Annotated in this window: 12 protein-coding genes; 4 read left to right on the plus strand and 8 right to left on the minus strand. The window is 74.8% G+C overall.

Going from position 1 to position 12,641, the window contains the following annotated elements:
* Window positions 1-47: 47 nt before the first annotated feature.
* The 3 genes from ACWFNE_RS18615 to mraZ form a co-directional block, all read right to left on the minus strand.
* The gene (locus ACWFNE_RS18615; protein ID WP_452123912.1) at window positions 48-470 is read right to left on the minus strand and encodes a hypothetical protein; all 423 of its coding nucleotides are present in this window, start codon (window positions 468-470) and stop codon (window positions 48-50) included.
* Window positions 467-1,489, minus strand: a complete 1,023-nt coding sequence (gene rsmH / locus ACWFNE_RS18620; protein ID WP_452123913.1) for a 16S rRNA (cytosine(1402)-N(4))-methyltransferase RsmH — start codon at window positions 1,487-1,489, stop codon at window positions 467-469. The genes ACWFNE_RS18615 and rsmH overlap by 4 nt, the downstream gene beginning before the upstream one ends.
* A 214-nt stretch (window positions 1,490-1,703) precedes the next feature.
* Complete coding sequence (gene mraZ, locus ACWFNE_RS18625) at window positions 1,704-2,180, minus strand: division/cell wall cluster transcriptional repressor MraZ (RefSeq protein ID WP_258726762.1); 477 nt, start codon at window positions 2,178-2,180, stop codon at window positions 1,704-1,706.
* 435 nt (window positions 2,181-2,615) lie between these two features.
* Between mraZ and ACWFNE_RS18630 the strand changes: the two genes are divergently transcribed.
* Genes ACWFNE_RS18630 through ACWFNE_RS18640 form a run of 3 tightly spaced genes read left to right on the plus strand, consistent with a single transcriptional unit; the run spans window position 2,616 to window position 7,143 of the window.
* Window positions 2,616-3,620, plus strand: coding sequence for an AAA family ATPase (locus tag ACWFNE_RS18630; RefSeq protein ID WP_452123914.1), 1,005 nt, complete (start codon window positions 2,616-2,618; stop codon window positions 3,618-3,620).
* Window positions 3,620-4,873 (plus strand): DUF58 domain-containing protein, encoded by a 1,254-nt coding sequence (locus tag ACWFNE_RS18635; protein ID WP_452123915.1) that lies wholly within the window; start codon window positions 3,620-3,622, stop codon window positions 4,871-4,873. Before ACWFNE_RS18630 ends, ACWFNE_RS18635 begins: the two co-directional genes overlap by 1 nt.
* Complete coding sequence (locus ACWFNE_RS18640) at window positions 4,870-7,143, plus strand: transglutaminase family protein (protein WP_452123916.1); 2,274 nt, start codon at window positions 4,870-4,872, stop codon at window positions 7,141-7,143. Before ACWFNE_RS18635 ends, ACWFNE_RS18640 begins: the two co-directional genes overlap by 4 nt.
* A gap of 362 nt (window positions 7,144-7,505) precedes the next feature.
* On the opposite strand, the gene ACWFNE_RS18645 is transcribed toward ACWFNE_RS18640, so the two are convergent.
* Genes ACWFNE_RS18645 through ACWFNE_RS18655 form a run of 3 tightly spaced genes read right to left on the minus strand, consistent with a single transcriptional unit; the run spans window position 7,506 to window position 9,649 of the window.
* Window positions 7,506-7,889 (minus strand): DUF3040 domain-containing protein, encoded by a 384-nt coding sequence (locus ACWFNE_RS18645; protein ID WP_452123917.1) that lies wholly within the window; start codon window positions 7,887-7,889, stop codon window positions 7,506-7,508.
* Window positions 7,890-7,925: 36 nt separating this feature from the next.
* On the minus strand, window positions 7,926-9,197 hold the full coding sequence (gene dinB / locus ACWFNE_RS18650) for a DNA polymerase IV (RefSeq protein ID WP_452123918.1): 1,272 nt from the start codon (window positions 9,195-9,197) through the stop codon (window positions 7,926-7,928).
* Window positions 9,194-9,649 carry an SAV_6107 family HEPN domain-containing protein gene (locus ACWFNE_RS18655; RefSeq protein WP_452123919.1) on the minus strand — a complete coding sequence of 152 codons (456 nt, stop codon included), beginning with the start codon at window positions 9,647-9,649 and terminating at the stop codon, window positions 9,194-9,196. The genes dinB and ACWFNE_RS18655 overlap by 4 nt, the downstream gene beginning before the upstream one ends.
* Window positions 9,650-9,836: 187 nt before the next feature.
* Here ACWFNE_RS18655 and ACWFNE_RS18660 point away from each other — a divergent pair, with 187 nt between their 5' ends.
* The gene (locus ACWFNE_RS18660) at window positions 9,837-10,613 is read left to right on the plus strand and encodes a spermidine synthase (protein ID WP_452123920.1); all 777 of its coding nucleotides are present in this window, start codon (window positions 9,837-9,839) and stop codon (window positions 10,611-10,613) included.
* A gap of 165 nt (window positions 10,614-10,778) precedes the next feature.
* Here the strand turns inward: ACWFNE_RS18660 and ACWFNE_RS18665 are convergent, their stop codons facing one another.
* Both ACWFNE_RS18665 and ACWFNE_RS18670 read right to left on the minus strand, forming a co-directional pair.
* On the minus strand, window positions 10,779-10,982 hold the full coding sequence (locus tag ACWFNE_RS18665; RefSeq protein ID WP_066582120.1) for a cold-shock protein: 204 nt from the start codon (window positions 10,980-10,982) through the stop codon (window positions 10,779-10,781).
* 307 nt (window positions 10,983-11,289) lie between these two features.
* On the minus strand, window positions 11,290-12,609 hold the full coding sequence (locus ACWFNE_RS18670) for an MFS transporter (RefSeq protein WP_452123921.1): 1,320 nt from the start codon (window positions 12,607-12,609) through the stop codon (window positions 11,290-11,292).
* Between the last annotated feature and the right edge of the window lie 32 nt (window positions 12,610-12,641).

Here is a 12,641-nt window from a genome sequence, read left to right on the forward strand (position 1 = left end):
GGCGCGCCGGGCCGCCGGCGCCGTCGCGCGCACCGGGGCCCGGCCCGTCATCCGGCTGCTCCCGCCGGTGTCGGCGCGCCGAGCACCGAGCCGTCGGACAGCTGGAGCCACGCCGGGCTCGTCGCCCGCACCATGCCGAGCGCACGCGCCGCCGCGGCGAGCTCGCTCGGCGAGCTGCGCCGGTCGAGCTCCGCCGCGAGGTCCTGCTCCTGCACCGACAGGCGCGCGAGCTCGCGGTCGAGGTCGTGCTTCTCGTACGCCCCGCTCGCCATGGTCGTGTTCAGCAGCAGAGCGGTCAGCAGCGCACCGCCGAGGATCGCCATGCAGACGAGCACGAACGGCACGCGGGTGCGGGTGTGCGCCGGCGCCCGGACGAGCAGCAGCCGCGGCGTCGTCTGCGGGGCCGCCTGCGGAGAGCTCGGGCGAGGTGCACGGGCAGGGGCGACGCGGACGGCGGACTGAGCACTCATGCGGATCTCCTCGGCGCGGTGGTGGCGCGCAGGTGGTGCGGGGTGGGGCGAAGTCGCTCGGCGGCGCGGAGGCGGACGGACTGCGAGCGCGGGTTGCGCTCGCGCTCGGTGTCGTCCGCCTCCTCGGCCCCTCGCGTGAGCAGCCGGAGGTACGGCTGGTGCGTCTCGGGCTCGACGGGAAGTCCGGGGGGCGCGCTCGACGTCGCGCCGACGGCGAGGGCCCGCTTGACCAGGCGGTCCTCGAGCGAGTGGTACGCCTCGACGACGATGCGCCCGCCGACCGACAGGCACTCGACCGCGGCGGGCAGCGCGCGCTCGAGCACCTCGAGCTCGCCGTTCACCTCGATGCGCAGGGCCTGGAACGTGCGCTTGGCGGGGTTGCCCCCCGTCTTGCGCCCCGCCGCAGGGATCGCCGCACGCAGGACGTCGACGAGCTCGCCGGTCCGGGTCAGCGGCGCCTCGGCGCGACGGCGCACGACCTCGCGTGCGATCCGCCCGGCGAAGCGCTCCTCGCCGTACACCCGCAGGACCCGCGCGATCGCCTTCTCGTCGTAGGTGTTCAGGACGTCGGCCGCGGTGATGCCCGTCGTGGCGTCCATGCGCATGTCGAGCGGCGCGTCCTGGGAGTAGGAGAAGCCGCGCGACGTCTCGTCGAGCTGCAGCGAGGAGACCCCGAGGTCCATGAGGACGCCCTGGACGGACGCCAGCCCGAGCCGGCGCAGCACGTCGGGCATCTCGTCGTACACCGCGTGCACCCCGGTGAACCGGTCGCCGAACGCCTTGAGGCGCCGTCCCGCGAGCGCGAGCGCCTGCGGGTCGCGGTCGAGCCCGACGACCCTCGCGTGCGGCAGCGCACGCAGGACTCCCTCGGTGTGGCCACCCATGCCGAGGGTCGCGTCGACGAGGACCGCGCCGGGGGCGTCGAGAGCGGGAGCGAGCAGCTCGACGCACCGCTCGAGGAGGACCGGGGTGTGCCGCGTCGCAGCGTCGCCCGCCCGCTGCTGGTCGTCCGCGGTCATCACCCCTCCTCTCGCGCTCGTGCCCGGGCTGCGCGGCTCCTCGTGACGCCGCGTCGTGTGTGGTCGAACGGCCCCTCCGCCGTCCGACCAGATCCCCCACCGGCCCTCTGACGCCGGGGAAGTGCGTCAGAACGGACGGGAGGAGATCTCACCGGGCGGCCTCGCGGCCTGGTCGTGCGGTCCTGCTGCTCGTGCGTTGCGCGTCAGTCGTGGGTCAGAAGGGACCGTGCGGGAACACCTCCTCCGCCGTCTCGGCGTAGCCCGCCTCCTGCTCGGCGAGGTACGTCTCCCAGGCCGCGAGGTCCCAGATCTCGACGCGGGTCCCCGCGCCGATCACCGCGACCTCCCGGTCCAGCCCCGCGTAGGTGCGGAGCATGGGCGGGATCGAGATGCGTCCCTGCTTGTCCGGCATCTCGTCGCTCGCACCGGACAGGAAGACGCGCAGGTAGTCCCGCGCCTGCTTGCTGGTCACGGGCGCCTGCCGGATCTGCTCGTGCATCCGACGGAACTCGTCCATCGGCAGCAGGAACAGGCAGCGCTCCTGACCGCGCGTCATGACCAGTCCGGGCGCGAGCTGCGACCGGAACTTCGCGGGCAGGATGAGCCGCCCCTTGTCGTCCAGACGGGGGGTGTACGTCCCGAGGAACGGCGCGTACGAGCCGAAGCCGCTGAGGCTCGACTCGCTGCTCACGGCGGCCCCCTCTGCTCGTCGTCATCACTCGCGTCCCGGGTCTCGTGAAGGCTTCTCATCCAGTGCTCACCAAGTGGCTCCACGCTACTCCACTTCCCTCCACACGCAACGGGAATGGTCGGTGTTTCACCCCGCCTTCACGATAGATCCGCAGGTCAGAGCGGGTGGAGGAGAGTGGAGGAGTTTTGCGCCGCCGTGTCGCGGGCGTTGCGGCCGACGTCGTCTTCGTCGCACCATTTGGTCCGGTTCGCCCCGTCGCAACCCTCCCGAAACGGACATCGCGCGCCCCCCGCCGGACGACGTCCGGCGGGGGGTGGAGGGATGTGGGGAGGCGTGCGCGCACCCCGCGCGGCCTCCGCGCGGGTTCACCCGTACGGAGCACGTGCGACCCGTCCGGCCCCGTACGCTCGTCCTAGCCCGCCGAAGGAGTCGACAATGCTGCAGGCCGTCCCCACGACAGCCGAGCTCCACACGCTCGTGCAGACCACCAACCGGATGCGCGCCGGGATCGAGCAGGTCGTCACCGGCCGCTCCGAGCTCGTGCGCACCACGGTCGCCGTGCTCCTCGCCGAGGGCCACCTCCTCCTCGAGGACGTCCCGGGCGTCGGCAAGACGACGCTCGCGAAGGCGCTCGCCCGGACCATCGACTGCTCTGTCGGCCGGATCCAGTTCACGCCCGACCTGCTGCCGAGCGACCTCACGGGCGTCAACATCTTCCGGAGCCAGACGCACGAGTTCGAGTTCCGCCCGGGCCCGCTCTTCGCGCACGTCGTCATCGGCGACGAGATCAACCGCGCCTCCCCCAAGACCCAGTCGGCGCTGCTCGAGTGCATGCAGGAGGCGCAGGCCACCGTCGACGGCCAGACGTACCCCCTGCCCCGCCCGTTCCTCGTCGTCGCGACGCAGAACCCCGTCGAGATGGAGGGCACCTACCCGCTGCCCGAGGCCCAGCGCGACCGGTTCATGGCGCGGCTCACCGTCGGGTACCCGAGCGTCGAGTCCGAGCTCGACATGCTCGACCTCCAGGAGACGTCCGACCCGCTCGACGGGATGCGGCCCGTGACGGACGCCGAGCAGGTCGCCCGGCTCATCGCGACCGCCCGCAGGCTCTACGCCGCCCCGTCGGTCAAGCGCTACATCGTCGAGCTCGTCACGGCGACCCGCGAGGACCACGCGCTCCGCCTGGGGGCCTCGCCGCGCGCCGCCATCCAGCTGCTGCGCGCCGCGAAGGCCCTCGCAGCGATGTCGGGCCGGGACCACGTGCTCCCCGACGACGTGCAGCAGCTCGCCGAGCCGGTACTGGCCCACCGCCTCCTGCCGAGCACCGAGTCCCGCCTCTCGGGCCGCACCACGAGCGACACCGTGCGGGAGATCGTCGACCGCATCCCGCTGCCCACGAGCGGCACGGGCATCCCGCGCGAGCGGCGGGCGACGGGCTGATGCGCCTCCGCCTGACCGCGCGCGGTGTCGGGCTCGCCGCGGCCGGACTGGTCGCGACGGTGGTCGGCGTCGTGATCGGCGCGGTGGACCTCGTGCGGATCGGCACCCTCGTGCTGCTCCTCGTCGTCGCGGCGCTCGTGGGCGTCGGCGTGCTCGACCCGGCGCGCGGTCGCCACCGCCTCCAGGTCCACCGCACCGTGAGCCCGAACCCCGTGCACGCGGGACAGCGGGCGGACGTCGAGGTCGCGGTGTTCGCCGCGGACACGGCCGGGCGCGCGCGCCTCGCGGGGCTGCGGCTCGGCGAGCAGGCGTCCGCGGAGCTCTCGGGCGGCCGGCCGCTGCGGGCGCACGTGAGCCGGGCACCCCACCGCGTCGCGCTCGCCTACCCGGTCGTCGCCGCACGGCGAGGCCGCTGGGCGCTCGGACCGCTCGTGGTCGCGCGCACCGACCCGTTCGGCGTGGCGCGCGCGACGACGTCCCTCGGGGAGCACGCCGACGTCGCCGTGTGGCCGGCGGTCACGGCGCTCCCGGTCCCGCGCGAGGTGCTCGCGGGCGAGCCGGACCGCGTCGCGCTCGGCGCCCGGTCGCCGTCGACCGACGACGCCGCGCTGCGCGACTACCGCCTCGGCGACGACCTGCGCCGCGTGCACTGGCGCAGCAGCGCGCGCCGCGGCGAGCTCATGGTCCGGTCGGACGAGCGCGCCGGGATGCGCCCCGTGAGCGTCCTGCTGGACCCGCCGACCCGGGCCGTCGCGCTCGAGTGGAGCATCTCGCTCGCAGCCTCGGTCGCGCTCGCGATGCTCGACGCCGGGCACCCGGTGCGGCTCGTCGGCGGCCCGCTCGGCCAGGACGGCCGGCGCACAGCCCGGCACGTCCAGGGACGCGCCTCCGGGAACGCCCGTGCCGAGCTGCTCGACCGCACGATCGACCTCGCCGTCGCCGAGTCGCCCGCCGCGGCCGACGCCGACCTCCTCGCGGCGGCGCGCCTGTTGCAGACGACGGACGCGGGCGGCGAGGTCGTCCTCGCCGTCCTCGGACCGCTGACCGCACGCTCCCGGGCGGCGCTCGCGAGCCTCACCGACACGGCACAGGGATGGGCGATGGTGCGCACCGCGGACGGGTCGGCGACGCAGGAGCGGGAGGTCGAGCAGACGGTGCGCGCCCTCCGGCGGGCCGGGTGGCGGGCGTGCCCCGTGACCCCGGGCGAGGACATCGGCGAGTGCTGGCTGCGGCTCCTCGGGTCGGCCCGATGACCGGCGTCGGGATGCTGCCGCGCGGGATCCGCTCCCTCCTGGGCTCGGCGCTCGTGGCCGTCGCGACGTGCGGCAGCCTGCTCGCGCTGTCCGGCCTCCTCGCACCCGGCCGCTGGTCGACGGCCGCGGTCGTCACCGTCCTGCTCCTCGCGGGCGTGACCGCCGGGGTGCGGCACGTGACCCGGTCGTGGTGGGCTCCCTCCCTCGCGGGCCTCGTGCTGCTCGCCCTCGGGGTGCTCGTCGTCTACGGCGGACCGCCCGGCCGCGTCCAGGTCGTCCCCGACACCGGCTCGCTCGAGCGCCTGCTCGCCGCGGTCCGTGAGGCGGTCGCGCTGATCAACGCCGCGCTGGTGCCGATGGTCGCGAGCCGCCCCGTCGAGCTGCTCGTCGTCGTCGGCGCCGCGTCGGCCTTCCTCGTCGCCGACGCGCTCGCGATCGGGCTCGGCGCCCCGGCGTGGTCGGGCCTCGTGCTCGGCTTCCTGTGGATCCCCACGATCGTGCTCGGGTTCCCCGCGTCCGGCTGGGCCCTGTTCTGGGCCGGGATGGCCTTCCTGCTGCTCCTCGCGCTCAGCGTCGCACCGCCCGCGTCCTCCGAGCAGGGGCCGCGTCGCACCGTCGAGGCCCTCGCCGGCGCGACCGCGATCGTCGTCCTCACCCTCGTCGCCGGCCCCCTCGTCGCGGCCGCTCCGGGGTGGGCGTCCCTCGACCTCCCCCAGCTGGGCTCGGGCCCCGTCGGGCCGCTGCGGCTGAGCGACGACCTCGACCTGCGCGAGAGCCTCGGGGCCCGCTCGGGCCAGGTCGTCCTGCGGTACACGGTCTCCTCCCCCGACGGGACCACGGAGGCCGACCCGCAACCGACCGCGAGCGACCTGACCCCGCCCACCGACGCCCGCCTGATCGGTCCGCTGCGAGCCTTCACCCTGCGCGACTTCGACGGGCGGAGCTGGCAGCGGACCGAGACGGGCGAGCTCGCGAGCTGGGAGCCCGACCGGCTGCTGACGTCCGATCCCGGGCTCGCCGGGACGGAGCCGGACCCGGCCGGCGGCACCCTCGCCCGCGTCGAGGTGCTCGTCGAGGGCCTGCGTGAGCAGCGCCTGCCGGTCAGCACCTTCCCCCGCACCGTCGCGATCGACGGCGCCTGGTCCTACGACCCCGAGCAGGACGAGGTCGTCGGCAGCCGCAGCACGCAGCAGGGCACGGGCTACACCATGACCGTGCAGGTCCCCGAGATCACCGCGGACTCCCTCCGCGAGCAGGGCGAGGGGACCCCGGCCGACACCGACGCGTACACCTCCGTCCCGGAGACCCAGCACACCGCCGACATCCGGGCGCTCGCCGCCGAGATCACCGCCGATGCCGACGGGACCTACGAGCAGGCCCTCGCGCTGCAGTCCTACTTCCGGGACACCCAGAACTTCACGTACGACACGCGCGTGCCGCCCGCCCGCACCGACGACGCCGTGTGGGACTTCCTCGAGAGCCGCCAGGGCTACTGCGTGCAGTTCGCCACGAGCATGACGATGATGGCGCGCCTGCTCGGCATCCCCGCACGCATCGGCGTCGGGTTCCTGCCCGGCGTGCCGAACCGCGACCGCGAGTACGTCGTGACGGGACGGCAGTCCCACGCCTGGCCCGAGCTGTACTTCGCCGGTGCCGGCTGGGTCCGCTTCGAACCGACGCCGGCCGTCCAGACCGGCCTCCCGCCCCGGTGGAGCGACCCGCTCGCGCTGCTCACCGGGACGGCCGAGGAGCGCGAGGTACCGGCCATCCCGACGGGCGCGGCAAGCCAGGCACCGCTGCCCGGTGCGACCACAGCGCCCGGCGCGACCCCGGAGGACGACGGCTTCCCGCTCGCCGTCGTCGCCGCGGGCCTCGTCCTGCTCCTCACCTCGGCCACCGCCGTCGCCGTCGTCCTGCGGCGCCGGCGAGCCGCCCGCGCAGCCGAGCTCGACCCCGAGCAGGCGTGGGAGCGGCTGCGCACACGCCTCGAGCCGGCCGGGGCCGCGTGGTCGTCGGCCACGACACCGCGCCAGGCCGTCGAGGTCGTGCGCACCCGCGTGGCGCAGGCGCACGGGGAGGCGCTCGACGCCGATGCGGAGGCTGCGCTGCGCTCCCTCGCCCGGGCCGTCGAGTCGGAGCGGTACGCCCCGACACCGGCGGAGGTCACGGCCGACGAGCTCGAGACCTGGGTCGCGCAGGTGCTCGCCGGGGTGCTGTCCCCGGGCGAGAAGCGCACGGAGGCGATGGCCACCACGGCGAACCGGGACTGAGGCCCCGCGGCGCCGGAACCCCTGTGTGCCGGGCAGGCCGCCCGTCGGACGGCGGCTGCATGCCGGGCGACGGGGCACGGCCTCCGTTGCCGCCACGCCTCAGCCCGGGCCGGCGCTCGAGAACGGCTGCGCACCGTCGCGGCGAGGTCAGGTGCGCGGGCGTGCCGCAGGTGCGACCACGCGCGGCCGGCTGCACGTCAGACGTCCTCGGCGTCGTGCGGTCAACGCGCGATGACCGCACGATCCGGCGAGCAGGGCCGCGTCGTGAAGCCGCACCTCCGCGCCGTGAAGCCGCAGGGTCGCACCGTGACGCTGCACCTCGGGCCGTCGGCGTCGACGGCGCCGGGCAGGTGCAAGACGGGTCAGCGACCGCCCTCGTCGCGACGGTGCTGCCACCGCTCGTCGAGACGTCGCATGAGGCCGCCCTGACGCTTCTTGCGTGGCGGAGTGACGCGCCCGTCAGGGCGGACGACACCGGCCGGCCCCGACTGACGCGGGCTCGCGAACGCGAACGCCACGGCGGCGAACATGACGACGAAGCCGATCACGCCGAGCCAAGCCAGCGACGCGGCTGCGCCGGCGACGAGCAGCAGCAGTCCGACGACCGCCCCGGCACCGGCGAGCACGTACCGACTCATGGGCTTTCGCCCACGCGCGGTCAACGTGTTCGCGAGCCTGGGGTCGTCAGACGTGAGCTGCCGCTCCATCTGCTCCAGTACGCGTTGCTCGTACTCGGACAGAGGCATTACTACCCCCGTACTTCCGTCGAGGTTCTCTTCACCTCAGGATAGGTCCCCGCGGCCGATCTCGGTAGTCGAACCGCGCCCCACTACCCGCGCGGAGGACGCCGGACGGATCGCCGCCGCGCCGAATCGCTCGCGCACGTGGTCCATCACGCGTTCTGCCTCCCGGCGACCCTGACTGATTTCACCCACGGCCTCCTCGAGCGTCGGCTGACGGACGGTCGACGCCGCGGGGCTGAGACCCTCGGCGCGCACGCCGACGAGCCGGACGGGCAGCCCGCCGAGATCCACCCCGGCGAGCAGCTCGCGCGCCACGAGGTACAGCTCGCGGCCCACGTCCGTCGGAGTCGGCAGCGTGCGGGACCGCGTCAGGGTCCGGAAGTCGGACGTGCGGATCTTCACCGTGACGGTGCGCGCGAGGAGGTTCTGGTGCCGCAGGCGCGCAGCGCACCGGTCGGCGAGGTCGAGCGCCTGCGTCTGGACGACCGCGAGGTCCGCGACGTCCGACGGGAACGTCACCTCGGCACCGATGCTCTTCTCGTCCCGCCCGGGCTGCACCGGCCGGGGGTCGCGGCCCCACGCGAGGTCGTGGAGATGGGCACCGGCGACGCGGCCGACCGCGCGCTGGATCGTGGCGACGTCGCTGTCGGCAAGCTCGGCGACGGTCCGGATGCCCCACCGGGCGAGCGCCGACTCCGTGCGCTCCCCCACGCCCCACAACGCGCCGACCGGCAGGGCGCGGAGGAACTCGACGGTCGCCGCCTTGGGGATCAGGAGGACGCCGTCCGGCTTCGCGTGGCCTGATGCGAGCTTCGCGACGAACTTGGTGCTCGCGATGCCGACCGAGCACGTGATGCCGTGACGGCGGTGGACCTGCTCGCGGATGAGCGCAGCGATCCGCGTGGGCGGCCCGAGCCGGCGACGTGCACCGGCGACGTCGAGGAACGCCTCGTCGACGCTGACCTGCTCCACGAGAGTCGTGACGTCCCGCAGGACCTGCATGACCGAGGTCGAGACGGCGCGGTACGCCTCCTGGTCCGGTGCCACGACCACGGCCTGCGGGCACATCCGGCGGGCGACCGCCATGGGCATCGCCGAGTGCACGCCGAACGCGCGCGCCTCGTACGTCGCCGCGAGCACGACCGAGCGCTCAGCGCCGCCCACGATGACGGGTAGTCCCCGCAGCTGCGGCCGCCGTGCGAGCTCGACCGACGCGAAGAACGCGTCCATGTCGACGTGGAGGATCGAGCAGCCGTCCTCCTCCGAACCCCAGTCGCGTCGCAGCGACGGTGAGCGCGGCGCGCGGCTCACGACGCCCGCGCGGCGACGAGCCGCGGGCGCTCGGGCACGGGAGCGAGGTGGTCCGCGCTCTCCTCGAGCATCGAGCGGACCTCGTCGAGGAAGTCCTCCGCAGCGCAGAGCACCTGCTCCGCGCGCTCCGCCGACACCGTCTCGAAGCGGCCGGCCTCGATCGCGGCGCGGAGGCCGGCGCCGCCGGCGAAGTACCCGCTCCAGCGGCCCAGCTCGGGTGCGACCGCGTCGAGCATCTCCCACACCGTGCGAGGGGCTCGCCGACCTCCCGGCTTGCCCCGCTCCGCGACCACGGCCGCGCCCGCTCGCAGGGCGGCCAGGTGCGCATGCGAGAACCGCTCCCAGGGCTCCGGCGAGAACTGCGCCGCGACCAGCTCGGCCTCCGCCCGCTGGACGAGGCTCGCGGCGCGCGGCGGAAGGCCCGCGCTCACCACCCGGTGCTCGTGTGCCACTCCCGCCACCTCCTCCGACTCCTGAGATCTCATTATCGAACACGTGTTCGAACGGGTCAACCCTTACGGTGGACGCGTGGCCGCACGTGACCGATCGGGACGACGATCCTCAGCCTCTCACCGACCACCCACATCGCCCCGGTGGCCGCAGGGCCCGGTGCGGGTCCCCACGGGCACCGTCGAGGTGGTGCGCAGCCCGGACGACCCCGACGGGGTGACGCTCCTCGTCAACGGTGTGCCCAGCAGCCACCTCGACCTCGCGGACCCCACCCGGCTCGACTTCGAGTACATGCAGCAGATGGCTGCGCTCGTCGACCGTCTCGATGCCCCGCGGGACCCGCTCACGGTCGTGCACCTCGGTGCGGGCGGGTGCGCGCTCGCGCGGTACGTGCACGCCACCCGGCCCGGCTCGCGGCAGGTCGCGGTCGAGCTCGACGCCGCGCTGCCGGAGCTCGTGCGCGAGTGGTTCGACCTGCCGCGCGCCCCGGCGCTGCGGATCCGGGCGGGCGACGCACGCGCCGAGCTCGCCACGCTCGCCTCGTCGAGCGTCGACGTGGTGGTCCGTGACGTGTTCGCGGGTGACCGCACGCCCGAGCACGTGACGACGCGCGAGTTCACCGCCGACGTCGACCGCGTGCTGCGCGAGGGCGGGCTGTACCTCGCGAACTGCGCCGACCGCCCGCCGCTCGCTCTCGTGCGCGCCGAGGCGGCGACGCTCGCGGCCGTGCTGCCGTACGTCGCGGTGGTCGCCGAGCCCGGTCAGCTCCGGGGGCGCCGCTACGGCAACCTCGTCCTCGCGGGGACGCGCGACCCGGACCTGCTCGACTCCGCCGCGCTCGAGCGGACGCTCCGCTCCCTCCCGACGCCGTCGCGGCTGCTGCGCGGCGCCGAGCTCGCGGCGTTCGTCGGCCCGGCCCGCCCGCTGCTCGACGCCGCGCCGCTGCTCGCCGACGAGGACGGCTGAGCCGTCGGCACGCAGCACGCCCGGCACCGCCGCGCAGCCCGATCGGCGCGTGGCCGCGCCACCGGACGGGCGCACCCACCGGACGACGACGAGGCCGCCTCCCCGGAGGGAGACGGCCTCGTCGACGAGCAGCGGGTCGTCAGCGACGGCGCCGCACGTCGGTGATCAGAGCGGGCGGACCTGCTCGGCCTGCGGACCCTTCGGACCCTGCGTGATCTCGAACTCCACGCGCTGCCCCTCCTCGAGGGAGCGGTAGCCCTGCGAGTCGATGGCCGAGTAGTGGACGAAGACGTCGGCGCCGCCGCCGTCCTGGGCGATGAACCCGTAGCCCTTCTCAGCGTTGAACCACTTGACAGCACCCTGTGCCATGTTCTCGTCCTTCTGTTCCAACCGGTGACGACCCTGAGCCGTGCGCTCAGGCCGTGCCGCAATGCCTTGTCCCACGTCCTGCACCGGGTGGACCAGCCGCTCGGGCTGGCGGTGCCTCCACATCCCTGCGGGGGCGCCGGTCAAGCGTCAGTACGTCACTGCAACGCCCCCGATACTCTCACGCACCCTCTTTCGAGCGCCATCGTTCTCTGCCGCGAAAAGGGACGCGTCGCGCAACGATCAGGTCACGGTCCGATGATGGCCGTGCCATGCATCGCGCGAGCCGCCGACGGCCCGTCACGAGGCGTCAGAGCGAGATCCCGGGGTGCGCGGCGCGGGTCCGCCGGCGGCTCACGAGGACTCCGGCGACGCCGAGCAGCCAGGGCACCGACATCAGCGCGAAGGCCGCGCGGTACGCGTCGAGCCCCCGGTCCCCGCCGGGGGCGAGCACGTCGAGCGCCACACCGATCGCGAGCATCGACGTGAGCGCTGCGACGAAGCCGCCGGTGTTGACCAGGCCCGTCGCCGTGCCGAGGCGCGCCGGGGTGACACAGCTGCGCGCGAGGTCGAACCCGATGAGGGAGGCGGGGCCGCCGACGGCGACGACCGCGGAGAACACGACGAGCACGCCCAGACCCCGGGGGCCCGGCGGCGCGAGGACCACGACCCACGCGACCGCGACGGCGACCGCGATGACGAGGACGGCGCGCGTGCGGCGACCCGGCCGGCGCGCGGCGAGCTCCCCCAGCAGCGGACCCGCGACGATCGCGGCGACGACGTTGACGCTCAGCAGCACGCTCGCCTCTCCGGTCGTGCGGCCCTGCCCCTCGACGAAGAACGAGAACCCCCACAGCAGCACGACGACCTGCGAGCTGAAGGGGGTCAGGAAGTGCGCCCAGAACCCCAGCCACACGCCGGGCTCCCGCACGACGACGCGCAGGGCACCGCCGTCCGCGGGCCGGGCCGCGCGTGGCCGCAGCACCTCGTCGGCGGTGCGCTCGCCCGGACCGACGGACCGACGCCGCCACGTCCGCCCGCCGCGCGCCTCGTCCGGGGAGTCACGCACGAACGACGCCACGAGCAGCGCCGTCGCGAGGCTCAGCACAGCGAGGCTGCCGAACGCCGCGCCCCAGCCGCGCCCGTGCAGCACGAGCACGAGCGGCACGGCGGACAGGATCTGCCCGAGCTGGCCGACGGCGCCCGTCACCTGCGTGAGCAGCGGGACGCGCCGGACGGGGAACCACGCGGGGATCAGCCGGATCACCGAGACGAACGTCATGGCGTCGCCCGCGCCGACGAGGACGCGGCCGAGCAGCGCGCCGGGCACCTCGGTCGCGACCGCGAGCACGAGCTGCCCGACGCCCATGAGCACCGCGCCCCCGGCGATGAGCAGGCGCGGACCGAGGCGGTCGAGCAGGACGCCGACCGGGATCTGCAGGCCCGCGTACACGACGAGCTGCGCGACGGCGAACGTCGCGAGCAGCGACGCTCCCACGTCGAAGCGCTCGGCGGTCTCGAGCCCCGCGACGCCGAGCGACGAGCGGTTGAGCACCGCGACCACGTAGGCCACGACCGCGACGCCCCACACGAGCAGGGCGCGGGACGAGGACGGGACGGGGGTGCTCACGGGAGCCCATCCTCCACCGCCGCGGGCCGGCA

The organism is Cellulomonas sp. NPDC055163, from assembly GCF_053607065.1.

Excerpts from the sequence above, each read along its gene's own strand:
- ACWFNE_RS18615 (WP_452123912.1), bottom strand. The coding sequence starts at position 470 with ATGAGTGCTCAGTCCGCCGTCCGCGTCGCCCCTGCCCGTGCACCTCGC.
- rsmH (WP_452123913.1), bottom strand. The coding sequence starts at position 1,489 with ATGACCGCGGACGACCAGCAGCGGGCGGGCGACGCTGCGACGCGGCAC.
- ACWFNE_RS18630 (WP_452123914.1), top strand. The coding sequence starts at position 2,616 with ATGCTGCAGGCCGTCCCCACGACAGCCGAGCTCCACACGCTCGTGCAG.
- ACWFNE_RS18635 (WP_452123915.1), top strand. The coding sequence starts at position 3,620 with ATGCGCCTCCGCCTGACCGCGCGCGGTGTCGGGCTCGCCGCGGCCGGA.
- ACWFNE_RS18640 (WP_452123916.1), top strand. The coding sequence starts at position 4,870 with ATGACCGGCGTCGGGATGCTGCCGCGCGGGATCCGCTCCCTCCTGGGC.
- ACWFNE_RS18645 (WP_452123917.1), bottom strand. The coding sequence starts at position 7,889 with ATGCCTCTGTCCGAGTACGAGCAACGCGTACTGGAGCAGATGGAGCGG.
- ACWFNE_RS18665 (WP_066582120.1), bottom strand. The coding sequence starts at position 10,982 with ATGGCACAGGGTGCTGTCAAGTGGTTCAACGCTGAGAAGGGCTACGGG.